The sequence below is a fragment of the Streptomyces sp. NPDC007872 genome, from assembly GCF_042868165.1.
Classification (GTDB): Bacteria; Actinomycetota; Actinomycetes; order Streptomycetales; family Streptomycetaceae; genus Streptomyces.
Genome location: NZ_JBIAEA010000003.1, coordinates 385480 through 407193, shown reverse-complemented (window position 1 = coordinate 407193; position 21714 = coordinate 385480). Strand labels below are relative to the sequence as shown.

21 protein-coding genes and 1 riboswitch are annotated in these 21714 nt (G+C 74.6%); of the genes, 12 read left to right on the top strand and 9 right to left on the bottom strand.

Annotated elements, in window-relative coordinates:
- A complete protein-coding gene (locus tag ACFYNX_RS12300) occupies positions 1-1113 on the top strand; it encodes a PP2C family protein-serine/threonine phosphatase (RefSeq protein ID WP_388660611.1) in 1113 nt (370 codons plus the stop codon).
- Positions 1114-1148: 35 nt separating this feature from the next.
- Here ACFYNX_RS12300 and ACFYNX_RS12295 read toward each other — a convergent pair whose 3' ends face one another.
- Positions 1149-2513 (bottom strand): NtaA/DmoA family FMN-dependent monooxygenase, encoded by a 1365-nt coding sequence (locus ACFYNX_RS12295; protein WP_365543632.1) that lies wholly within the window; start codon positions 2511-2513, stop codon positions 1149-1151.
- Positions 2510-3634: an LLM class flavin-dependent oxidoreductase gene (locus ACFYNX_RS12290; RefSeq protein WP_388660608.1), complete on the bottom strand. Its 1125-nt coding sequence runs from the start codon at positions 3632-3634 to the stop codon at positions 2510-2512. Before ACFYNX_RS12290 ends, ACFYNX_RS12295 begins: the two co-directional genes overlap by 4 nt.
- A gap of 636 nt (positions 3635-4270) precedes the next feature.
- On the opposite strand from ACFYNX_RS12290, the gene ACFYNX_RS12285 reads away from it, so the two are divergent.
- Positions 4271-5452, top strand: coding sequence for an alpha/beta hydrolase family protein (locus tag ACFYNX_RS12285; RefSeq protein ID WP_388660605.1), 1182 nt, complete (start codon positions 4271-4273; stop codon positions 5450-5452).
- 15 nt (positions 5453-5467) lie between these two features.
- Here ACFYNX_RS12285 and ACFYNX_RS12280 read toward each other — a convergent pair whose 3' ends face one another.
- The gene (locus ACFYNX_RS12280) at positions 5468-6052 is read right to left on the bottom strand and encodes a nucleosidase (protein WP_365543640.1); all 585 of its coding nucleotides are present in this window, start codon (positions 6050-6052) and stop codon (positions 5468-5470) included.
- Between the two features lie 256 nt (positions 6053-6308).
- On the opposite strand from ACFYNX_RS12280, the gene ACFYNX_RS12275 reads away from it, so the two are divergent.
- The gene (locus ACFYNX_RS12275; RefSeq protein ID WP_365543642.1) at positions 6309-6674 is read left to right on the top strand and encodes a luciferase family protein; all 366 of its coding nucleotides are present in this window, start codon (positions 6309-6311) and stop codon (positions 6672-6674) included.
- Between the two features lie 40 nt (positions 6675-6714).
- Here ACFYNX_RS12275 and ACFYNX_RS12270 read toward each other — a convergent pair whose 3' ends face one another.
- Complete coding sequence (locus tag ACFYNX_RS12270; RefSeq protein ID WP_365543645.1) at positions 6715-7206, bottom strand: PaaI family thioesterase; 492 nt, start codon at positions 7204-7206, stop codon at positions 6715-6717.
- A 101-nt stretch (positions 7207-7307) separates the two neighbouring features.
- Between ACFYNX_RS12270 and ACFYNX_RS12265 the strand changes: the two genes are divergently transcribed.
- The 6 genes from ACFYNX_RS12265 (at position 7308) to ACFYNX_RS12240 (ending at position 11015) form a co-directional block, all read left to right on the top strand.
- Positions 7308-7781 carry a winged helix-turn-helix transcriptional regulator gene (locus tag ACFYNX_RS12265; RefSeq protein WP_388660601.1) on the top strand — a complete coding sequence of 158 codons (474 nt, stop codon included), beginning with the start codon at positions 7308-7310 and terminating at the stop codon, positions 7779-7781.
- Between the two features lie 127 nt (positions 7782-7908).
- Positions 7909-8823, top strand: a complete 915-nt coding sequence (locus ACFYNX_RS12260) for a YhjD/YihY/BrkB family envelope integrity protein (protein WP_388660598.1) — start codon at positions 7909-7911, stop codon at positions 8821-8823.
- Positions 8824-8905: 82 nt separating this feature from the next.
- Positions 8906-9409, top strand: coding sequence for an NUDIX domain-containing protein (locus ACFYNX_RS12255; RefSeq protein WP_365543653.1), 504 nt, complete (start codon positions 8906-8908; stop codon positions 9407-9409).
- Positions 9410-9502: 93 nt separating this feature from the next.
- The gene (locus ACFYNX_RS12250; RefSeq protein ID WP_388660595.1) at positions 9503-10144 is read left to right on the top strand and encodes a DUF6629 family protein; all 642 of its coding nucleotides are present in this window, start codon (positions 9503-9505) and stop codon (positions 10142-10144) included.
- A 30-nt stretch (positions 10145-10174) separates the two neighbouring features.
- Positions 10175-10396 carry a hypothetical protein gene (locus tag ACFYNX_RS12245; RefSeq protein WP_125667446.1) on the top strand — a complete coding sequence of 74 codons (222 nt, stop codon included), beginning with the start codon at positions 10175-10177 and terminating at the stop codon, positions 10394-10396.
- A 121-nt stretch (positions 10397-10517) separates the two neighbouring features.
- Complete coding sequence (locus tag ACFYNX_RS12240) at positions 10518-11015, top strand: peptidylprolyl isomerase (protein ID WP_365543659.1); 498 nt, start codon at positions 10518-10520, stop codon at positions 11013-11015.
- A gap of 126 nt (positions 11016-11141) precedes the next feature.
- On the opposite strand, the gene ACFYNX_RS12235 is transcribed toward ACFYNX_RS12240, so the two are convergent.
- Positions 11142-11402, bottom strand: coding sequence for a type B 50S ribosomal protein L31 (locus tag ACFYNX_RS12235; protein WP_030212502.1), 261 nt, complete (start codon positions 11400-11402; stop codon positions 11142-11144).
- Positions 11403-11617: 215 nt separating this feature from the next.
- The gene (locus ACFYNX_RS12230; RefSeq protein WP_388660591.1) at positions 11618-14134 is read right to left on the bottom strand and encodes a SpoIIE family protein phosphatase; all 2517 of its coding nucleotides are present in this window, start codon (positions 14132-14134) and stop codon (positions 11618-11620) included.
- 152 nt (positions 14135-14286) lie between these two features.
- Here ACFYNX_RS12230 and ACFYNX_RS12225 point away from each other — a divergent pair, with 152 nt between their 5' ends.
- Positions 14287-15051, top strand: a complete 765-nt coding sequence (locus ACFYNX_RS12225) for an alpha/beta fold hydrolase (RefSeq protein WP_388660588.1) — start codon at positions 14287-14289, stop codon at positions 15049-15051.
- Positions 15052-15208: 157 nt separating this feature from the next.
- Complete coding sequence (locus ACFYNX_RS12220) at positions 15209-16522, top strand: phosphoribosyltransferase family protein (protein ID WP_388660585.1); 1314 nt, start codon at positions 15209-15211, stop codon at positions 16520-16522.
- Here ACFYNX_RS12220 and ACFYNX_RS12215 read toward each other — a convergent pair.
- On the bottom strand, positions 16519-17442 hold the full coding sequence (locus ACFYNX_RS12215) for a transglycosylase SLT domain-containing protein (RefSeq protein WP_388660582.1): 924 nt from the start codon (positions 17440-17442) through the stop codon (positions 16519-16521). The genes ACFYNX_RS12220 and ACFYNX_RS12215 overlap by 4 nt on opposite strands.
- A gap of 5 nt (positions 17443-17447) precedes the next feature.
- Positions 17448-17631: riboswitch (cyclic di-AMP (ydaO/yuaA leader) on the bottom strand.
- 373 nt (positions 17632-18004) lie between these two features.
- On the opposite strand from ACFYNX_RS12215, the gene ACFYNX_RS12210 reads away from it, so the two are divergent.
- Positions 18005-18658, top strand: a complete 654-nt coding sequence (locus tag ACFYNX_RS12210) for a hypothetical protein (RefSeq protein ID WP_365543673.1) — start codon at positions 18005-18007, stop codon at positions 18656-18658.
- A 51-nt stretch (positions 18659-18709) separates the two neighbouring features.
- Here ACFYNX_RS12210 and ACFYNX_RS12205 read toward each other — a convergent pair whose 3' ends face one another.
- Both ACFYNX_RS12205 and ACFYNX_RS12200 read right to left on the bottom strand, forming a co-directional pair.
- Positions 18710-20734, bottom strand: coding sequence for a phosphocholine-specific phospholipase C (locus tag ACFYNX_RS12205; protein ID WP_388660579.1), 2025 nt, complete (start codon positions 20732-20734; stop codon positions 18710-18712).
- Between the two features lie 168 nt (positions 20735-20902).
- Complete coding sequence (locus ACFYNX_RS12200; protein ID WP_388660576.1) at positions 20903-21712, bottom strand: DeoR/GlpR family DNA-binding transcription regulator; 810 nt, start codon at positions 21710-21712, stop codon at positions 20903-20905.
- Between the last annotated feature and the right edge of the window lie 2 nt (positions 21713-21714).

The window sequence follows — 21714 nt, the reverse complement described above, 5'->3', positions numbered from 1 at the left end:
ATGCCCACAGCCGGTTCCCGAGGCCGCGCAGGCACGGCGGCACGCGTCCAGTTGGCCATCGGCCGGACCCTGCCCTTCCTGGTCGTGCTCCTGACGGCCCTCGCCGATGCGTTCACCCCCGACCGGGAGCGCTTCGACCGCCTCCTCGTCGCCGCGCCCCCGCTCGCCGCCGTCACCTGGGGCGTGCGCGGGACGGTCGGCATCGGACTGCTCGCGATGGCGGTGCGCGTACTGCTCAGTTTCAACCGGGGCGGGGACCCCCTGCCGGAGTCCCTCGCGAGCGAGACCGTCCTCGTGATCGTCACCGCCGCCTCGGCCTGGGCCAGCAGGGTGCGCACCCGCCGCGAACAGGAGCTGCGGGACCTCACCGCCGTCGCCGAGGTCGTCCAGCGGGTCGTGCTGCGCCCCCTGCCCCAGCGCCTCGGCCGGTTCGAACTCCACCTGCTGTACGTCGCGGCCGCGGCCAAGGCACAGGTCGGCGGCGACTTCTACGAGGCCGCCAGGGTCCCCGGCGCCGTGCGCGTCATGCTCGGTGACGTCCAGGGCATGGGCCTCGGCGCCGTCGAGACCGCCTCCGTCCTGCTCGGCGCGTTCCGCGCCGCCGTCCACGACGCCCCGGACCTGGCCGCCCTCGCGGACCGGCTCGACGAGGGGCTCGCCCGTCATGACCCCCGCGACCCCGGCTCCGACGCGGCGGAACGCTTCGCCACCGTCGTCCTCGTGGAACTCCCCGACGACCGGGACGTCGCGCGGTTCCTCAGCCTCGGCCACCCCACCCCGCTCCTCCAGCACGGGAACGAGGTGGAGGCCGTGCGCTTCGCCGCCCCCTCGCTGCCCGTCAACCTCACGGGCCTCGCCGACAGCCGCCACCGGATCGAGGAGGTCCCCTTCGGCCCGGGGGACCGGATGCTCCTCTACACCGACGGCGTCAGCGAGGCCCGCGACCGGAACGGCGTCTTCTACCCGGTGGAGGCCCGCATGCGGGAAGGGAGCCGCGAGCCCGCCCCGGAGTTCCTGGCCCGTCTCCACCGCGACCTCGCCGCCCACAGCGCCGGGGGTCTCGGCGACGACGTGGCCGCCCTCCTGGTGGTCCGCCCCGCCGACACCCCCTGAGCGCCGAACGGCCCTCCCCCGGAAGGGGACCGGCGTCACGCCACCGGGGCGAGTCCCAGGTGCTCCCGGAGCGTCGTCCCCGTGTACGCGGTCCGGTACACGCCCCGCTCCTGGAGCTCCGGAACGAGCAGCTCCACGATGTCGTCGAGCCCGTCCGGCACCAGGTACGGCGAGACGTTGAAACCGTCCAGCGCCCCGTGCCGCACGAACCGCGCGAACTTCTCGGCGAGCCCGGCCGGGGTGCCGACGTGCCCGCGCTGCGGACCCAGCTCGATCACCGTCTCGCGCAGCGACCAGCCGTTGGCGTCGGCCTTCGCCCGCCACTCGGCCACCACCGCCCGGGGATCGTCCACCCAGCGCGTGCCGAACTTCCCCTGGTACGCGGCGACCACCGGGTCCTCGGCGGGCAGCGGCCCGTCGGCGTCCCGCCCGGCCAGGTCGAAGCCCCACAGCCGGCTCGCGATGCCGAGCGCCACCGCGGGCGTGACCTGTTCGAGGCGCACCCAGCGGGCCTTCTCCTCCGCCTCCTTCTCGGTCGCCCCGATGACGATCTCCGTGCCCGGCAGGATCCGCAGCGCGTCCTCGGCCCGGCCGACCGCCCGCAGCCGCCGCCGGACGTCCTCGGCGAAGGCGAGGGCGTCGTCGAAGTCCGTGCCGTGGGCGGAGAAGATGACGTCCACGTTGCGGGCCGCGAAGTCCCGGCCGTCCCCCGAGTCGCCCGCCTGGAAGATCACCGGATGGCCCTGGGCGCTCCGCGGCAGGGTCGGTGCCAGGTCGACGTCGAAGTGGGCGCCCTCCGTCCGTACGCGTCCCACCGCCCCCGGGACCGACCAGGAGCGGGCCTCGGTGGAGTCCGCCACCGCGTCCTGTGCCCAGCCGTTCCACACGGCGCGCGCGAGGGACAGGAACTCCTCGGCGCGCCGGTAGCGGTCGGCGTGGTCGAGGAACCCGCCGCGCCGGAAGTTCTCGCCGGTCCAGGCGTTGTGCGTGGTCACCACGTTCCAGCCGGCCCGGCCTCCGGAGAGCAGGTCGAGGCCGGCCAGCCGCCGGGCGAGGTCGCCCGGCTCGTTGAAGGTGGTGTTGGAGGTGGAGACGAGCCCGATCCGCTCGGTCGCGGCGGCGAGCGCCGACAGTTGGGTGATCGAGTCGGGCCGGCCCGCCACGTCCAGCTCGTGGACGCCTCCCTCCGACTCGCGCAGCCGCAGGCCGTCGCCGAGGAAGAAGGCGTCGAAGAGGCCGCGTTCGGCGGTCCTGGCCACCCGCAGGAAGGAGGCGGGGTCGATCTGCGAGCCGCTGGACGGGTCCGACCAGATCGTCCAGTGGTTGACCCCCTGGAAGAACACCCCGAAGTGCAACTGCGCGTCCGGGCGCGGGACGTCGTTCGGGTCGGTGCGGGTCATCGGGTCTCCTCCGGAACGGGCGTGGCGGCGGCGCCGGCGGTCGTGAAGCGGCTGAGGGGCCGGGGGAGGCCCAGGGAGGTGCGGAGGGTGGTGCCCGGCAGGGGCCGGGCCGCGAGCCGCCGCACGAACAGCTCGGGCAGGACGAGCCGGGAGAGCACGGCGAGGTCCTCGTCGAGGACGAGCGGACGCAGCCGCACCCCGTCGACGTGCCCGCCGAGCTCCGTGAGCAGCTCCACCAGACCGGCGGCCGGACCGGTGTACCGCAGCCGGTCGGGGCGGCCCTCCCACGGCGCGTACCGCTCCAGGTCGGCGATCCGCTCCCGCGCCGTCTCGCGCGGGGTGTCGAGGGCCACCTCGACCTCGGCGAAGGCGAGCGGCGCGCCGGCCGCCGAGGCCGCCGCGCCCGCCTCGGCCGGGGTCGAACCGCCGACGAGCGCCACGTCGGTCAGTTCGGCCGGGACGAGACCGGCGGGGGCCAGGACCACGGGCCGGCCCTGTGGCGGGCGCGGCACGATCGAGGGCCCCTTCACGGAGTACGTCTCACCCGCGAAGTCCACGTAGTGCAGCCGCGACCGGTCCAGGTAGCGGCTGGTGGCCACCGACCGGATCACCGCGTCGTCCTCCCACGAGTCCCACAGGTCCCGTACGACCCGGAGGCCGTCGCGGGCCTCGCGGGCGATCGCGTCGGCGCCCTCGACGACCGGCCGCCCCCAGGCGCGCGCGGCGGCCGGATCCTCCTCGGTCCCCACCACCCAGCCGGCCCGGCCGGCCGAGACGTGGTCGAGCGAGGCGATCTGCGAGGAGACGTGGAACGGCTCGGCGTACGTGGTCGCCAGGACGGGGGCGATGCCGAGGACGCTCGTCGACGCGGCCGCGAACGCGGCCCGTTCCACCGCGCCGATCCGGCCCACCGGACCGGTGCCGTCGGCGGAACCGGGCGGCAGGATCGAGTCCTCCAGGGTGATCAGGGTGAACCCGGCGTTCTCGGCGGCGGCCGCGGTCCGGGCGAGCCCGCGCGGGCTCAGCAGCTCTCCGGGGGCGTGCGCGGCACGGCGCCACGCGGCGGGGTGGGCACCCTCGCCGTCGATCTCGACGGCCAGGTGCAGAGGGGGGCGGGGCATGGGAGTCCTTCCGAACGGCGGGGGCGCACGGCGGCACGGCAGCGGCACGGGGGCACGGCTGCGCGGGGCCGGGCGACGGGACGTCAGGGGACGCGCGGACGGACCCGGGCGCGGCGGGATCGCCGCGACGTCCCGCGCCGGGTGGGCGACGGGACGCGCGGACCCGCGGGGCGGGGTCAGACGCGCGGGGAAGGACAGATGGCCGACGCGGTGCGGCAGAAGTCGACGTGCCGGCGGCAGACGAGCCGGGCACCCGTCCGGGCCGGGGCGTGCGGCGCCGTGGTCGCTGTGAGCACGTGCGCCTCCCCCTGGTCCCGGGCCCCACCCCGACGCGGGCGAGGACCCCTCACCATAGGCAGGCGTCCTTCCACGCTGTCAAGGTCGTCTTGCCGCGCGGATCCCCTGGCCGGCCGGTGCGTCAGGACGGGCGCGGGGGAAGGGAGTTGAAGGACCGCCGGAGACCGGCACTCGCGGGAACGCCCGTGCGTCGGACAGGGGTACCCGCGGACGGCGGCGCGGGCACGGGGCAGGGATACCCGCGGGTGACGGGCCGGATTCCGTCTCCGACCCGAGGTTGATCGGAAGTGAGCCCACGGGCGGACGCGCCGGGCCGCCGCCGGCGCCTAGCGTGCTCGCATGACTCGTCTCACCAGGGCCGTCGCGGCCACCGTCCTCACCTGTTCCCTCGCCTTGACGGCCGGAGTCGCCACCGCGGCCGTCCCCGACGCCCCCGCCCCCGGCGCGCGCACGGCGGCCGAGCAGCCGGCGCGGCCCGCCGTCCTTCCCGCGCCCACCGGACCGCACGCCGTCGGCAGCACGGTCCTGCCGCTGGTCGACCGGTCCCGCACCGACCCCTGGGTGCCCACCGCCGACGGGCGGGCACTCATGGTCACGCTCCACTACCCGGCCGCGCGCTCCGGCGGCGGCGCCCCCGCCCCGTACGCCACCCGGGAGGAGGCGCGGCTGCTCGCCGAGCAGCTCGGGCCCGGCGTCTCCGGCGACGTGCTCGCCCGGACCCGCACCCACAGCAGGACCGACGTCCGGCCCGCGCCCGGCCGCCACCCCCTGGTGCTCCTGTCCCCGGGCTTCAGCGTCTCCCGCTGGACGCTCACCTCCCTCGCCGAGGACCTCGCCTCGCGCGGCTACGTCGTCGCCTCCGTCGACCACGCCTACGAGTCGTACGGCATCAGCCTCCCCGGCGGCCGCACCCTCACCTGCGTCGCCTGCACGGCCCTCGACGAGGGCGGGGTGCACGGGAGCGTGGTCACCTCGACCCGCGCCGCCGACATGACGTACGTCCTGGACCGGCTCGTCGGCCCCCGGTCCGCCTGGCGGCACGCCGACGCCGTCGACGCGCGCCGGATCGGCATGGCGGGCCACTCCATCGGAGGGGCGAGCGCGGCCACCGCGATGGCGGCCGACCGGCGCATCGACGCCGGGATCAACATGGACGGAGCCTTCTGGGAGGACCTTCCGGCGGAGGGCCTGCGGGGCCGTCCGTTCATGATGCTCGGCACCCACGACGAGACGCACCTGCCCGGCGGGGCCGACACCAGTTGGGACCGGACGTGGTCCGCGCTCGACGGCTGGAAGCGCTGGATCACGCTGGCCGGGTCGGACCACTTCTCCTTCTCGGACGGCCCCGTGATCTCGCGTCACTTCGGCCTGCCCGGGACGGAGCTGCCCGCCGACCGGGCCGTCGCCCTCACCCGGACGTACGTCTCCGCCTTCTTCGACCGGCACCTGCGCGGACTCGCGCGACCGGTCCTGGACGGCCCGTCCGCGGCCGACCCGGAGGCGCACTTCCAGAACCCCTGACCGGGGCACGGGCCCTCAGGAGCGGTACGGAACGTTCGCCGCCGCCCAGTCGGCCAGCACCCGCGCGCACCCGGCGACCGATTCGCGCCAGGTGCGCGCGGCGCCCTCCCCGGCCTCGTCGCTGACGTGCTTCACGAGGCGCAGCGGCACTCCGGTGACCGCGGCGACGTGCGCGAGGGCGTACCCCTCCATGTCGACGAGGGCCGCCTGCTCCGCGAGCCGGGCGCGGGCGACCTCGTCCGAGACGAAGGTGTCGCCGGTGGCCAGGACCACGTCACCGCCGTCCGGCAGCGTCAGCGGCGCCCCGTACGACTCGCCCGTCAGCATCGCGAGCAGCCGGCCGTCGAAGTCGTGCTGCACCACGGTGCCGACGACGTGCGTCCCGGTCAGGCCCGGCCGCAGCGCCCCGGCGGTCCCCAGGTTCACGATCCCGGACGGCCGGGGCCCCCGGCCGAGCACGGTCGCCAGCGCGGTCGCGGCGTTCACCTTGCCCATGCCGGTGAGCAGCACCGGCAGCCCCGTGTCGAGGAACTGCGCCTCCTCCTTGACGGCGAGCACCAGCAGGGGGCGGTCGCCCGTGATCTCTCCCAAGAGTTCCATGGGGGTCACGCTAGTTCGGCGACCCGTCCGCCGTACAACCGGGAGGGACCCCGGAGCCGCCCGCCCCACGAGCGGGAAGGGAGCACCGGACGACGGCCGACCGCATCCCGCTCATCGTGACGCGGGGTCACTTCCCTCCCACGCGCCGCCGTGACGCACGGTCGCGAGGACCCTCCCGGCGGCCCGTTCCGCGTGTCGGCCGGATTCTTTCCGCAGGACGCTTGTGCGCGGCCCCGGCGCCCGGCACGCTCCTCGTATGAACACGGCCAGGCATGCCAGTGAACGTCTGATGAGCTGGCCCTCGCTGACCCCCGGCCGTGCCCACTGCGGCGCCGAGGTCGGACTGGGCACCGCGACGCAGGAGATCGTGCACTTCCACGGTGAACACGAGGCCGACGTCCACCTGACCCGCGCCATGATCGCCAGACTGCGCCCGGCCCTCCTCGGATCGAGCGCCGTCCGGCTGCGCGCCGGATCCGGGTGGGTGACGGTCCGTCTGGACATGGGGTCCGACATCGACCTCCTCGCCACCCTGGTGAGCGCCGCCCTCCAGGCCAGCGGCGTCCCCGACGCCGTCCCGGACGGCTGCACCCGCACCCGCCCGGTCCCCGGCGTCCGCTGATCCCCGGCCCCGTGTCACGTCCGCGCGACGCGGACAGGCCCTACGCCGGGACCGGGAACAGCAGGCACGTGCTGGTCGCGTGACCGAGCAGCCGGTCCTCCGCGTCGTACAGCCCCGCCTCCGCGAGCGCCGTGCGGCGCCCCCGGGTCAGCACCGTGCCGACCGCCCTGACCTTGCCGGTGGCGGTCGTGATCGGGCGGAGGAAACGGGTCGACAGGTCGAGCGAGGTGTAGGCCGTGCCCCGGGGGAGCGTGGAGTGCACCGCGCATCCGGCCGCCGAGTCGAGCAGCGTCGCGTACACGCCGCCGTGCACGCTCCCGATCGGGTTGTAGTGCTCCTCGGCCGGCTCGAAGGAGAACACCACCCGCCCGTCCTCCACCTCTTCGAGGTCGAAGCCGAGGAGCGAGGCGATCGGCGGCCCCGGCAGCCGCCCGGCGGCGATCTCCCGCAGGAAGTCCAGCCCCGCCATCGTCCCCGCGGCCCGCGCGGAAGCCGCGGGGTCCTCCCACTCGACCGTGCGCGTCCGCTCCATGACCACTCTCCGCCCGACTCGACCTGCTGACTCTTTCCGGCGAAGCTAGCCGTCGTGAAAGCTGACTGTCAACGACGCAGTCAGGTGGCTAGAGTGGGACGATGAAGTGGCTGGAGACGGACACGGAGAACTGCTCGGTCCGGCGCACCCTGGACCTGGTCGGCGAGAAGTGGACCCTGCTGATCCTGCGGGACGCCTTCAACGGCGTACGCCGGTACGACGGGTTCCGCCGGCACCTCGGGCTCTCCGAGGCCGTCCTCGCCGACCGCCTCCGCAAGCTGGTCGCGGCGGAGGTCCTGCGCGCCGAGCCCTACCGCGAACCCGGCGCCCGCACGCGGTACGAGTACCGGCTCACCCCCAAGGGCGTCGACCTCTGGCCCGTGCTCCTCGCGCTCAAGCAGTGGGGCGACACCCACGCGGAGGTTCCCGAGGGCCCCGTCCTCGACATCCGCCACACCGACTGCGGAGCCCCCGTCCGCGTGGTCGTCCAGTGCGAGGGCGAGGAGCGGGCCGCCCTCTCCGTCCGCGACGTCACCGTCCGCCCCGGCCCCGGCGCCCGCCCCCTCCGCACCTGACCCCGCTCCGGGAACCCGGCGCCCGCGCCCCCCGCTCCACGAGTCCGCCCCGGTGACCGCACCCCGCGCCCACCCGTTCGGCCGTACTCCGCGATGCCGCGCCGCCGGGCCGGGTACCTCACGAGGCATGCCCTCCACATCCGGTCCGCCGCACGACGGTGCCCCCACCGAACACGGCCACTGGTTCCGGCGGCTCCACGACCGCGTCGCCGCCTCCTCCGTCGGCCTCGCGTGGAACCGCGGCCGCGCCATGGAACTCATGCACCGCGCCATGGGCTTCGCGGCGCTCAGCCTGCTCACCCTCGTGCCCCTCCTCATCGTCGTCGCGGCGGCCGACCTCGCCAGGGGACAGGGCTTCGCCCGCTGGCTCGTCCAGGGCCTCGGCGTCACCGAGGTCTCCCAGGAGGAGGTCGAGCAGCTCTTCGGCCGGCCGGGGCAGGCCCTGCAACGCACCACCGCCTTCGGCCTCGCCGCCCTCGCCGCCTTCGGCGTCACCTTCGGATCCGCCGTGCAGACCGGGTACGAACGGGTCTGGGACCTCCCCACGGCCCGCTGGCACACCATGTGGCGGCACGTCGTCTGGCTCGCCGTCCTCGTCGCGGCCCTCCTCGTCTTCGTCGCCTTCCCCGCCCCCGAGGACGCCCCGGCCCCCACCACCGCCGCCGTCGCCCTCGGCGACACCCTCGGCACCTTCCTCTTCTTCTGGTGGTCCCAGCGCTTCCTGCTCTGCGGGCGCATCCGCTGGCGCGCCCTCCTCCCCGGAGCCGTCCTCACCGCGCTCGGGCTCCTCGGGCTGCGGATCTTCTCCCAGCTCGTCTTCTCCCCCCTCATCGCCTCGAACGCGGTGACCTACGGCCAGTTCGGCACCGTCCTCGTCCTCCAGTCCTGGCTCGTCGGCGTCGGCTTCGTCGTCTACGGGGGCGCCCTCGTCGGCCGCCTCGTCCACGAACACCTCGTCCGCCGCCGCCTGCGCCGTCTCCGGCCGAACGGCGTCCGACCCCCGTACCCCCCGCGGGAAGGGCGTGGTCACACGATCCGGTGATCCACCGGCGAGCGGCCGGGCCGCGACCCCCGGGCCGCTTGGATGGAGGCGACCCCACCGGCCCGTCGAGAGAGAGCCGCCCATGACGAACACCTGGCTGCCGCCCGTCGAGTACGTGGCGACCCTCCCGAGAGCGACGGCCTACGCCTGCCTCTACTTCACCGACACCGGGGGCCGCCCCTTCCAGATGCGCGCCACCTACCACTCCGGGGCGTGGCAGTGGCCCGGCGGCAACATGGACCCGGGGGAGACCCCCTGGGAGACGGCGGTGCGCGAGTGCCACGAGGAGACCGGGATCGTCTTCACCGGTCGGCCCCGGTTGCTCGGCACCCACTTCACGACCGACCGGGGCGACGACTGGCCCGCCAACCACATCGGCTTCGTCTTCGACGGCGGCGAGCTGACGGACGAGCAGATCGCCGCCGTCGTCCTCGATCCCGGGGAGCACAGCGAGTACGCCCTGCGCACGCTGGAGGAGTGGGAGCGGGAGATGGACCCGGCCGAGTTCGGCCGCCTCGCGGCGGTCGACCGCGCCCGCAGGACCGGAACCCCCGTGTACCTGGAGGCCGGCCCGGGGGAGCGCTGACCGCGCCCGCCGGGGCCGCGGCGCCGGTCCCGGCGGGCAGCAGGATCCCACCGCGTTCGTACGGTTCCACCCGATGTGCGGTAGAAGTGCGCTATGTGCTGGAGTGCGACGGCCGACCTCTGGGCGGGCCTCGGGATCGGCGCCGTGGGCGTGGCCTCCCTCGCCTCCGTACGCCGTCCCGGGGACGCGCCGCTCGCCGCCCTGCCCCTGCTCCTGGGTGCCCACCAGGTCGTCGAGGCCGCCGTCTGGCACGCCGGCGGCGGGACCGGGCCCGCCACCCTCGCCTGGGCCGTCATCGCCCTGCCCCTGCTGCCCCTCTGGCTCCCCGTCGGCGTCCTGACCGCCGCCCGCCCCGCCGACCGGCCGCGCCTGTTCGCCCCGCTCGCCGCCGGCCTCGCGACCGCCGGGGTCCTCGCGCACCGGCTCGCCACCCGCCCCGTCACCGCCGAGGTCCGCGGCCACACCCTCGGCTACGCCGTCGACCTGCCGCACGCGCCGCTGCTCCTCGCCGCGTACCTCCTCGCCACCGTCGGCGCCCTGCTCCTCGCCCGCGACCGGCTGCTGCGGCTCCTCGGGCTCCTGACCGGGGCCGGGGCCGTCGTCTGCGCCCTCCTGTGGAGCACCGAGTTCGTCTCCACCTGGTGCGCCCTCGCCGCCGTCGCCTCCCTGCTGCTGCTCGTCTGGGTACGCGGCAGGGCCGGACCCGATCCGCGTCCGATCCGGGGAAACCCGTAACCCCTCGGCCGTTCAGCAGTTGACCAGGGCATGAAGAAGCGCAGCATGCTCGCCATCGCCTCCCTCGCCGCCGGCGTCGTCACCGCCCTCGTCACGCCTCCGCCGCAGGCGAACGCCGTCGTCGGGGACAACCCCATCGGCAGCCCCCTCGGCCTCCTCCAGCCGGACCACGGCGTCGGCAGCGTCGTCCAGGACACCGTCCAGGGCGCCGGGGGCGGCCTCCAGTCCCCGGAGACCGGCGGACTGCTCTAGGACCGTCCGACGGCACGGACCGTGCCCCGCGCCCCCACGGGCGGCGGGGCACCGGCGTGCCGTGACACGGCCGGAGGCGGCCCGTGCGCACCCGGTGCGCGAGTAATGACAGGATGTCCCCATGAGCGACAACGTTTACTTCGACATCACCATCAACGACGAGCCCGCGGGCCGCATCGTCTTCACGCTGTTCGACGACGTCGTGCCGAAGACCGCGCAGAACTTCCGCGAGCTCGCCACCGGCGAGCACGGCTTCGGTTACGCCGGTTCCCCGTTCCACCGCGTCATCCCGAACTTCATGCTCCAGGGCGGTGACTTCACCCGCGGCAACGGCACCGGCGGCAAGAGCATCTACGGCGAGAAGTTCGCGGACGAGAACTTCCAGCTCAAGCACGACCGTCCGTTCCTGCTCTCGATGGCCAACGCCGGCAAGAACACCAACGGCTCGCAGTTCTTCATCACCACGATCGTCACCGACTGGCTCGACGGCAAGCACGTCGTCTTCGGCGAGGTCGTCGAGGGCCAGGACCTGGTCAAGAAGATCGAGTCCCTCGGCTCCGCCTCCGGCGCCCCCAAGGCCTCCGTCAAGGTCGCCGAGTCCGGCGTCGTGAAGGCCTGATCGCCTTCCGGAGCTGAGTGCGGGGCCCCGCGCCCCGCTCACGGACCCCGGCCGGGGCGGGAACGCGGTCCCACGGACCCGCGTCCCCGCCCCGCCGCGTGTCACCGGCCCGGCCCGGGGGAGGGATCAGCCCTCGGAGGAGCCCTGCTCGCCGAAGCGCCGCTCGAACCGGGCGATCCGGCCCTCGGTGTCCACGGTCCGCGCCTTGCCCGTGTAGAACGGGTGGCTCTCGGAGGAGATCTCGACGTCGATCACGGGATACGTGTTGCCGTCGTCCCACTCGATGGTCCGGTCGCTGGTCGCGGTGGAGCGGGTCAGAAACGCGTACCCGGCCGAGCGGTCGCGGAAGACCACGGGGCCGTACTCGGGCTGCTTGTCCTGCTGCACGTGTCCTCCTCGGGCTGCCGCCCTGACTCGTCCGGCCTGATCGGCACGGCACCCCCAGCCTCCCCGGGGCCGCGGCCGCCGACCAGTGCCGCGGGCCCGACCGGGTGACGGGCCCTCCGCGCGCGTACCCCTCGACACGGGTGCGAACCGGCGCCGACGGACACTGCGGGCGCCCCTTCCTTAGCCGTCCGACCGGTACGGAACCTCCGTACGGCTCAGCCGCCCTCCGGCCACCGCCCCGCGAGCAGCAGGGCGATGTCGTCCGGCCGGGACGTGGCCTGCCGGGCCTCCCGGGTCAGCCGGTCGGCCGTCTCCGAGAGCGGCAGGGAGGCCGTCGCGGCGAGCGCCCGGCGCAGCCGCTCGATCCCCTCGTCGATGTCCCTCCCCGGCCGCTCCACCAGGCCGTCCGTGAAGAGCGCGAGGACCGCCCCCGGAGCCAGCCGCAGCCGGGACACCGGGTACGAGGCCCCGTCGTCGATCCCGAGGACCATCCCGCCCGCCAGCTCCACCTGCCGGGCCGTCCCGTCCGGCCGCAGCAGCAGCGGCTGCGGATGCCCCGCCCGCACCGCCCGCGCCTCGCCCGTCTCCGGATCGAGCAGGACGTAGCAGCAGCTCGCGAACTGCCCCGGGTCCAGGTCGATCAGGAGCCGGTTGGTGCCCCGCATGACGTCCTGCGGCCGGTGGCCCCCGAGCGCGAACGCCCGTACCGCGCTGCGCAACTGACCCATCGTGGCGGCGGCCGCCACCCCGTGGCCCTGCACGTCGCCGATGACCAGGGCGAGCCGCCCCTGACCCGTCTCGATCACGTCGTACCAGTCCCCGCCCACGTCCATGCCCTGCGTGCCCGGCAGGTAGCGGCCCACCGTGTCCACGCCGACCCGCACCGGCAGCCGGTGCGGCAGCAGCGCGTCCTGGAGCCCCCGCGCGACCGCCGACTCCGTGTCGTACCGCTGCGCCCGCTCCAGGGCCTGCGCGATCAGCCCCGCGAGCGCCGTGAGCACGGTCCGCTCCTCCGGACCGAAGCCGCGGGGCTGGTCGAAGCCGAGGATGCAGGAGCCCACCGGCCGGCCCGAGGCGATCAGCGGCAGGAACGCCCGGGCCCCCGACTCCGCGTCCAGCGGAAGGTCCGGATACGCCCGGCCCAACTGCTCCATCGACTCGAAGAACAGGGGCCTGCCCGTCGTCAGCGTCTCCACCCCCGGCACCCGTGCGTCGAGCCCCACCCCGTCGAAGGGTTCGAGGAAGCCCTGCGGGAAACCCGTCTCCCACGCCAGGTAGAGGCGCCGGTCGCTCAGCAGGTAGATCGCGAGCTGCCGCCCGCCGAACGCCGGCAGCAGCTCCTCCGTCACCACCGCCGACACCTGGCGCGCCGTCACCGCCTCGGTGAGTGCGATCGCGAGCGCCACCGGCCGGTACAGGTCCGCCGCCCGGTCCCCGGGCGAGAGGCCGTCCGTGAGGCGCCGGCCCGTCCCGGCCTTGTGCGCGAGACCCGCAGGGCCCTCCTCGGGGAGGAGCACCATCGTCACCCCGTCCCGCCCGGGATGGAGCGAGACCGACAGCCACGTGCCCCCCTCCGGGCGGGCCAGGAAGCGCACCGGTTCCCCGGAGAGCAGGGCGGCGCGCAACTGCTCCTTGTGGAAGGCGTGCCCGAACCAGGGCAGCGCCTCCCACAGCGGCCGCCCGGCCAGGTCCCTGCGCGGCCGGCCGAGGAGCTGCTCCGTGCGCTCGTTGACGTACGTGACGCGGCCGAGCCGGTCGACGGCCAGGAGCGCCCGCGGCAGCCGGTCGGTGGCGTCCGAGCCGATCAGGCCGGTGCCGAGGTCGACGAGGGTGCCCACGAGCCGGGACCCGTTCTCGGCGCCGGTCCGCCGCGCGCGTGCGGACACCTCCAGGAGGTGCAGCCCGCCGTCCGGGCCCCTCAGCCGGAGCCTGCGCGTCAGGGGGCGTCCACCGGCGCCCGTCGCGTGCCGGGCCGCCGCCCACAGCGCGTAACCGTCCTCCGGCTCCAGGAGGGACGTGAGCAGCTCGATCGTGCAGGGCGAGGTCACGCCCGCCCCGAGGATCCTCAGAAGCCCGTCGTCCATCGTCACGGTGCCCGAGAGCAGGTCCCAGTCGAAGGAGCCGAACCGCACCGGCGGTCCCGAGCCGCTCGGCAGTTGCACGCACACCGGATCGCCCGTCCACTCGACCGCCGTCCCCCGGCGGGACAGCCCGTCCAGGGCCTCGCCGAGCCGGAGCGCGCCCCGCGTCATCCGGCTCCGGTCCCGCGCGTCCACCGGTACGCCCGGGGTGGGCGCGCGCAGCGCCACGAGCACGCCGAAGCGCTCGCGGCCCGCGAGGACCGGCGCGTACAGCGAGGCGAAGGGGAACGGCAGGCTCGCCACCAGTTGGGGGAAGCGCCGCATCGCCTCCTCGACGTCGGCCAGGTGGAGGGCCTGGCCCGAACGGTGGACCTCGGCCACCGGGAACGGCCGGTTGGCGTGCATCCGCCACCACGGACGGAACAACGGTCCCGGCAGCCCCACGAGGATCGCGAGCCGCAGCAGGCCCGGCGTCTCTGAGCGCAGGTACACCCCGCCCGCGTATCCGCCGACCCCCTCCACGGCCCCGAGCGCCGCCTCCGCGAGTGCCCACGTCAGGGCACCGGAAGCGGGCTCGTCGCCGGCTCCGCTCCCGGACGGACGCCCGGTACCGCCCGCCGGGCCGGGGCCGGAAGCGCCGTGCGCGGTCACACAGCCAGGATGCCCCCGGGGCCGAAGCCCCCGCATCCCGGAGCGCCCTCCGCCGAACGGGATCGTTGACCGCACGCGTCCGGACCGTCACACTCGGTGGTCGACCGCCGCCGTCGGCGCGCGGCGGCGCCACCGCGCGACCAGGGGGCACGATGACCGGCCGGGTTCTTCCGTACGACGTCCACGGCGAAGGACCGGGGAGGGCCCTCGTCCTCCACAACTGGTTCGGCGACCGCACCAGCTTCGCCCCGCTCCGCGCCCACCTGGACGGCTCCGTCGGCACCTACGCCTTCGTCGACTGCCGGGGTTACGGCGAGGCCCTCGACCACGAGGGCGCCTACACGATGGAGGAGGTGGCGGCCGACGCCCTTGCGGTCGCCGACGACCTCGGCTGGGACTCCTTCTCCGTCATCGGCCACTCGATGGGCGGCAAGGCGGCCCAACTGGTGCTCCTCGAAGCCCCCGGCCGCGTCCGCTCGCTCATCGGCGTCTCGCCGGTCTCCGCCGCCGGGTTCCCCCTGGACGGGGAGTCCTGGGAGCTCTTCGCCGGAGCCGCGGGGGAGCCGGCCAACCGGCGCGCGATCATCGACCGCACCACCGGCGGCCGGTACGACGACGCCTGGCTGGGCGCGCTCGTCGACCGCTCCCTCAGCCGCTCCTCCGCCACGGCCTTCCGCGCCTACCTGGACTCCTGGTCCCGCGCCGACTTCCACGAGCGCGTCCGCGACAACCCCACGCCCGTCCTCCTCGTCGTCGGCGCGCACGACCCGGCGCTCGGCACCGAGGCGATGGAGGGGACATGGCTGCGCTGGTACCCCAACGCGCGCCTCGAAGTCATCGAGGACGCCGGGCACTACGCCCCCGAGGAGGCCCCGCAGGCCCTCGCCGAGGCCATCGAGGCCTTCCTCGCCGCCTGACGCGGGGACGTCCGGGGCTCGCGCCTTACCCTCGCCCTCGCCCTCGCCCTCGTCTCGCTTCGCCTCGCCGAGCGGGCCGGCGTGCCTACCCTGGAGGGAGGTGATCGTCCGTCCCGGGCCCGCCCGGACGGGCGCACAGGCGGAAGGGCGTCGGACCATGGTCTTCAGCGATCGCAGCGACGCGGGGCGGCGGCTAGCCGCCCGGCTCGGCCACCTCAAGGGCCAGGACGTCGTGGTCCTCGGCCTTCCGCGCGGCGGCGTGCCGGTGGCCGTCGAGGTCGCCGACGCCCTCGACGCCCCCCTCGACATCTGCCTCGTCCGGAAGCTGGGCGTGCCGCACCGGCCGGAGGTCGCGATGGGCGCGATCGGCGAGGGCGGGGTCCGGGTCCTCAACGAGCAGGTGCTCCACGAGGCCGGTGTGGACGCCCGCGCGCTGGCCGCCGCGGAGGAGCGCGAGCTGGCCGAACTGGAGCAGCGCGCCCGCCGCTACCGGGGCAGCCGCACGCCCGTGCCCCTCGAAGGACGGACGGTCCTCGTCGTCGACGACGGGCTCGCCACCGGCGCCACGGCCCTGGCGGCCTGCCGGGTGGTCCGTGCCCGGGGCGCGGCCCGGATCGTCCTCGCGGTGCCGGTCGCGCCGCCCCACTGGACGGCCCGGCTCGGCGGCGAGGCCGACGAGACCGTCGGCGTCGACACCCCGGACGGGTTCTACGCCGTCGGCCAGTTCTACCGGGACTTCCCGCAGACGCCGGACGACGAGGTGATCGCCTGCCTGGACCGGAGCCGGGCCGCGCGCGACCCCGTCGTCCGGGACGAGGACGTACGGATCCCGGTCGGGGGTGCCACGCTCGCGGGGAGGCTCGCCGTGCCCGAGGGGGCCGCCGGCCTCGTCCTGTTCGCCCACGGCAGCGGCAGCAGCCGCCACAGCCCCCGGAACCGGACGGTCGCCGCGGAGCTGAACCGGGCCGGTCTCGGGACCCTGCTGTTCGACCTCCTGAGCGAGGCCGAGGCGGCCGACCGGGCGCACGTCTTCGACACCCCGCTCCTCGCGGGAAGGCTCGCCGGGGCCACGGAACAACTGGCCGGGTGGCCCGGCGTCGCGGGACTCCCGCTCGGCTACTTCGGGGCGAGCACGGGAGCGGCGGCCGCGCTGTGGGCGGCGGGCGACCCCGCGTCCCCCGTCGCCGCCGTCGTCTCGCGCGGCGGCCGGCCCGACCTCGCGGCCGACCGGCTCGCCGGGGTGCGGGCCCCGACCCTCCTGGTGGTGGGCGGCGAGGACCCGCTGGTCCTGGACCTCAACCGGCGGGCCGGGGCGCTGCTGCGCTGCGAGAACCGGCTGGCCGTGGTGGAGGGCGCCGCCCACCTCTTCGAGGAGCCCGGCGCCCTGGAGGAGGTGGCGGAGCTCGCCACCTCCTGGTTCACCGCGCACTTCCGGGGCCGGGGCGCCCCGGAAGCGCCCGGTGCGGACTAGTACGCGCTGTCGACGTTGTCGATGGAGCCGTAGCGGTCGGCCGCGTAGTTGCAGGCGGCGGTGATGTTGGCGACCGGGTCGTACATGTCCATCGACGTGCCGGGCACGTGGTAGGCCAGGAAGGTCGGCTCGATGACCTGGAGCAGGCCCTTCGAGGGGGTGCCGTTGACGGCGTTGATGTCCCAGTTGTTGATGGCCAGCGGGTTCCCGGAGGACTCGCGCATGATGTTGCGGTGGATGCCCTCGTAGGAACCGGGGATGCCGTGCTGGGCCATGACGTCCAGCGACTGCCGGATCCAGCCGTCGAGGTTGTCGGCGTACTGGGTGGCGGCGGCCGGAGCGGCCTCGACCGGGGCGACCGGAGCGGCGGCGGGGGCCGGGGCGGCGGCGGAGGCCCCCGTGCCGGTGCCGGCGGACGGGGCGGCCGCGCGGCGCTCGGAGCGGTTCGCCCGGTCGGTCGAAGTGGACTTCTCCGCCTTCGCGGTGGCCTTCCGCTCCGCCTTTTCCTGCGTCTTCGGCTGCGCCGGGGCGGCCTTGGCGGTGCCCCGATGAATCGTCAGTTCCAGGCCCGGGTGGATGAGTGACGGATTGTCACCCACGGCGCTCTGGTTGGCTCGGTAAAGGCTCTTCCAGCCTCCCTGAATTCCCTTCTTGTGGGCGATCAGGGAAAGCGAGTCACCGCTCACGACGGTGTACGTGCGGGTGGCCTCCGGGGCGGCCGGAGCCTTGGCGGCGGCCGGGGCCGCGGGGGCGGTGAAGGCCTTGGCGGCGATCTCCGGGGCCGGGGCGGCGGTCGCGGCGCCGGCCGTGGCGGGGGCGATCAGGGGCAGGGACAGCGCGGCCCCACCCGTGCCGACCAGGGCAAGTCCACGAGAGATGTGGTTGCGGCGGGGGCGGCGGTGCTTACCGTGTGCAGGCATGACGGGATTCCTCTCCGGCGCCTACGAGGTGAGCTGTCGGGTTCGGACGGGAGATGTCCGGCCGCGCGCACGCGGCTGCACCCCGAGCCGTTCCGGATTCCGGACCGGCGTATTCGTGGGTCCCCCGCTCCTGCCGTCGGGTGAAAAGGGAGGTTTCCGAGCGGTGGCAGGATTAGGCGTTCCGCTCGAATGGGGGTGACCGTAGGCCAGTAATGCGGCGAATAACAAGAGGATCAGAGCGGCGGTCCCGGTAAATGGATCACCGAATTCGGGGAATTCAAGATCGGCCGGGCTCCGGAAGCGCCGAACTTCCTTGTGCGGTACGGGGTGGGGGAGGGCGGCGCCGTGCGGCGGGCCGCGCTGAGTGAGTCGCGTCACCCGATGAGTTATGTCCGAATATGCGACGTAATTCCATTGATGGGGAAATGAGGCGAAAATGTGGAGGTTGGGATCTCTGAGGGTGCAAAGAGCCGTTTCGAGTGCTTCTTGGGCACTCAAGGGCAAACCCGGCAAAGCCGACATCCTTCTCGAAGGATGGAGTGACCGACCCAGGAGCCGCCCGATGTCCCCCGCCCCCCAGCTCGTCCCCGACGCCCCGGACGCCCCCGACCTCCTCGACCGCGAGGCGGCCGCCCTCTACGAGAGCGCCGTCTGGCAGCGGATCGTCACCGACTGGCCCGCTCCCGCACCGCCGGCCCCCGCACCGCTCGCGCCCGCCCCCGCACCGCCGCCGGGCGAGGAGGGGAGCTGGCGGGACCTGCTCAGCGTGCCCGTGGAGCGGCTCGTGGCCGAGGCGCTCCACGCGCTCCCGGCGCCGGCCCCCGCCGAGCGCCGCCTCCCCGGCCGGATCGGAGCCGTCCTGCCGGACCGCCTCCACGTCTGGCGCCGCGTCGGCGGCGCCGAACTGCGCCCCTCGGTCCACCTCGGCTACGCGCGCCTCGTCCTGACCGAGTGGGGCTGGCAGAACGCCCCGTACAAGCTGCGCGACAGGCGGGGGGCCCGCTGTGTCTGCGGGGCGCTCCTCGCCGCCCACCGCCTCGGTCACGGCAGCGCGGACACCATGAACGAGGCGGCCGCCTGGATCATGACCGAGCTGCGGTCGCGGGGGTGGCGGGACCTCATCGGCCCGTGGAACCGGGCCCCCGGGCGCACGGCCGACGACGCCCTCGCCCTCCTCGACGCCACGATCCGCCGCGCCGCGCACGCCGGCCGCTGACGGTGCCGCCCGGGCGCGGGGATCCCCGTACCCCCCGCCCGGGCCCGGGGATCAGCCGCTGACGCTCGGGGCGCCGTTCTCGATGTGGCCGGTGTACCGGCGCGACCAGGTCCCGTCGGCGCCGGTGGTGACCGTGAAGTCGTACCAGCCCTTCTGGTAGGCCACGGCGTTGAAGAAGTCCTCGGTGCTGGAGTTCGCCGGCACCGTGTACGTCCACGGCCCGTCCGTCCGGTAGGCGTGGGAGCGGATCGTGAAGGTGACGGGTCCGCCGGAGGCGTTGGTCATCCTGAACCAGAGGGCCGTCTTCCCGGTCCCCGGCTCGGTCGCGAACCGGGCCGCCACCTCGACGTCCTTGCCCGCCTTGGAGGCGTCGCCGATGAACCGGCGCAGGAAGCGGTTGGGCCCCATCATCGAGATGTCGTACTTCCCGGACCCCGAGCCCGTGCCGATGTTGAAGAAGTCGGTGGCCGTGCCGCCGGGGTCCACGGTGTACTGCCAGGCGGCCGTGTCGCGGTGCTGGTGCGGGTGGATCGAGAAGTGCGCGGCCCGCCTGGCCTCCGCGCCCTGGTTCGTCATCGAGAACCAGGCCAGGATCTTGCCGCCGGAGCCGAACTCGAAGCGGTCCAGGTTGCCGTTCACCTGGTACGGCAGGGCGCGCGCCGGCCGGGTGCCGGACTCCTGCGCGGGCAGGGCGTTGTTCTGCGGGACCGGGTTCGGCAGCGGCTTGCAGGTGCTCTGGCCGATCACCTTCGCCGTGGACGGAAGCCCGGCGGGCACTCCGTACACCGGGCGGGCGAAGTCGAAGACACCGGTCAGGTCGCCCGTCACCCTCCGCCGCCAGGCGCTGATGTTCGGGCAGGCGGCCGGAGTGCCGAGGGCCGCCGTCCAGGTCTCCAGGAAGCGCAGCACGGAGGTGTGGTCGAAGACCTCGGAGCTCACCCAGCTGCCCCGGGTCCACGGGGACATGACGAGCATGGGGACGCGGAAGCCCAGGCCGATCGGCACGCCGTCGAGGTACTCGCCCGGTGTGCCCGGCGGGGCGACCGGCGGCGGCACGTGGTCGAAGAAGCCGTCGTTCTCGTCGTAGTTGAGGAACAGGACCGTCGAGTCGAACACCTCGGCGTCGGCGGCGAGCGCGCGGTAGACGAGGTCGACGAAGTGCGCCCCGTCGCCGGGCGGCGCGTAGGGGTGCTCGGAGAACGCCTCGCTCGCGACCACCCACGACACCTGCGGCAGGGTCCCCGCGAGCACGTCCGCGCGGATCGCCGCCGCGATGTCGTCCGGGGTCGAGCCGGTCGCCTTCGGGACCGAGCCCATGCCCCGGTCGTACAGCGGGTCGCCGGGCCGCGCGTCGGTGAACCGCTTGAAGTACGCGAGGCCGTTGTCGCCGTAGTTGTCCTGGGCGTTCTGGTAGACCTTCCAGCTCACCCCGGCGCGCTGGAGCGCCTCCGCGTACGTCTCCCAGGTCAGGCCCCGCTCCTCGCCGCCGTCCTTGCTGGAGGCGTCGACCTTCCCGCTCCACAGGAAGGTGCGGTTGGGGCCGGTGGCGCTGAGCGCCGAGCAGAAGTACGCGTCGCAGATCGTGTAGTGGTCGGCGAGCGCGTGGTGGAAGGGGATGTCCTCGCGGTCGAGGTGGCCGAGCGTGCGGACGTTGCCCACGCCCGTCACCCAGTTGTCGAGGCGTCCCTTGTTCCAGGCCGCGTGCTGCGAGGTCCAACTGTGCGGCAGGTCGCCGTTGCACTGCGCGAGGGTCTCCCCGTCCACCCCGCCGGCCGGCGGGGTGTCGCTGAGCTTCCACGGGTACTGACGGCCGCCCAGGTTCGGCTGGTTGAACGTTCCCCAGCCGCCGGGCAGGTTGCCCGCCGCCCGGTCGGCGAAGCCCCGCACCCCGCGCAGGGTGCCGAAGTAGTGGTCGAAGCTGCGGTTCTCCTGCATGAGGACCACCACGTGGCGGACGTCGGTGAGGGTGCCGGTCGCGGCCCGCGCGGCGGCCGACGCGGGTGCCGGCGGCAGCGCCGCCCCCGCCACGAGCCCCGCGCCGATGCCGACGAACCCCCTGCGGCTGATGGGAATCATGTCCCGCCTCTCGTGTCACGGTGTGCCCCGGCGGCACGTCGGACACATGATGGAGGCAGGGGCGGCCAAAGGTATACGCCCGTGCGGTAATTACTGGGTTAACAGCCGGGTTCCCCGGGATCCTGGACCAATGATTGGTCCGACTGCATACCAATGGCGGCGGACGGGTCAGACGGTGACGACCTTCACCCCGGCCTCGGTGAGCTGGGCGACCGTCTCCGGCGCGATCCCCGTGTCGGTCACCAGGGTGTCGATCCGGTCCAGACCACAGATCCGCGCGAACGCGCGGCGGCCCATCTTCGAGGAGTCGGTCACCACGACGACCCGGCTCGCCCGCTCCGCGAAGAGGCGGCTGATGCTCGCCTCGTCCTCGTGGTGCGCCATCACGCCCAGCTCGGCGTCGACCCCGTCGACCCCCAGCACCACCACGTCGAGCACCACCTCGCTGAGCACCCCGACCGTCAGCGGGCCGACCAGTTCGTAGGTCTGGGGGCGGGCGACGCCGCCCGTCGTGACGATCTTGATCTGCGGGCGCACCGCCAACTCGCCCGCGATGTTCAGCGCGTTGGTGACCACGGTCAGCGCCGGCCCCGCGGACGCCGTCACCGGCCCCGGGGCCTCGGCGCGCCCGCTCGCGAACCGCAGCGCCAGCGCCCGCGCCACCTCCGTCGTCGTCGTGCCGCCGTTGAGCCCGACGACCTCGCCGGGCGCGACCAGATCGGCCGCGGCCTCCGCGATCCGCTTCTTCTCCGGCGCGTGCCGCGTCGACTTGTACCGCAGGGGGAGTTCGTACGACACGCCGTGTGCGATCGCGCCGCCCCGCGTCCGTACGAGAAGCTGCTGCTCGGCGAGTTCGTCGAGGTCCCGGCGGATCGTGGCCGCGGAGACGTCGAGCGTCGTCGCCGCCTCCTCCACCTCGATCTTTCCCGAGGCCGCCAGTAGTTCGAGGAGCGTGTTCCACCGCTCGTGCTTGGACATGG